Raw genomic sequence first — 787 nt, 5'->3', positions numbered from 1 at the left:
ACATTGCAGGACTTGTTGAAGGGGCCTCTAAAGGTGAAGGTCTTGGTAACCAATTCTTAGCCAATATTCGTGAAACAGACGCTATCGCGCACGTAGTACGCTGCTTTGAAGATGAGAACGTTGTGCACGTCTCAGCAAAAGTTAACCCCCAAGCTGACGTCGACGTCATTAACACAGAGCTTGCGCTTGCCGACCTAGATACCGTAGAAAAAGCGGTAAAGCGTTACACGCGTACAGCTAAAAGTGGCGACAAAGATGCTAAGAAAGCACTAGCGCTTTTAGAGAGCAAATTACTCCCTCACCTCAACGAAGGTCTGCCAGTTCGCGCATTAGGCTTAGATGAGGACGAACTTAAAACCATCAAAGAGCTATGTCTTCTAACGATCAAGCCAACCATGTACATCGCTAACGTAGATGAAGACGGTTTTGAGAACAATCCACACCTCGATGCCGTGCGCGAAATCGCTGAAAAAGAAAACGCTGTCGTTGTACCTATCTGCAATAAGTTAGAAGCTGAAATTTCAGAGCTAGAAGATGAAGAGCGTGATGAATTTCTTGCTGACTTAGGCATGGAAGAGCCAGGCCTTGATCGTGTTATTCGCGCAGGCTACGAACTACTAGGTTTACAAACCTATTTCACTGCAGGCAAAAAAGAAGTGCGTGCATGGACAATGAAAGCCGGTGACACTGCGCCAAAAGCAGCTGCCGTGATACATACAGATTTCGAAAAAGGCTTCATTAGAGCTGAAGTAGTAGCCTATGACGACTACATCGAATTCAACGGTGA

General features: G+C 46.0%; 1 protein-coding gene. It reads left to right on the top strand.

What is annotated here, in order from left to right; genetic code table 11:
* Positions 1-787: redox-regulated ATPase YchF (gene ychF / locus A3762_RS14105; RefSeq protein WP_068756149.1), on the top strand; the 787-nt coding region annotated here is incomplete at both ends.

The sequence above is a fragment of the Oleiphilus sp. HI0125 genome (genome assembly GCF_001635355.1).
This window is presented reverse-complemented; position numbering and strand designations above follow the sequence as displayed.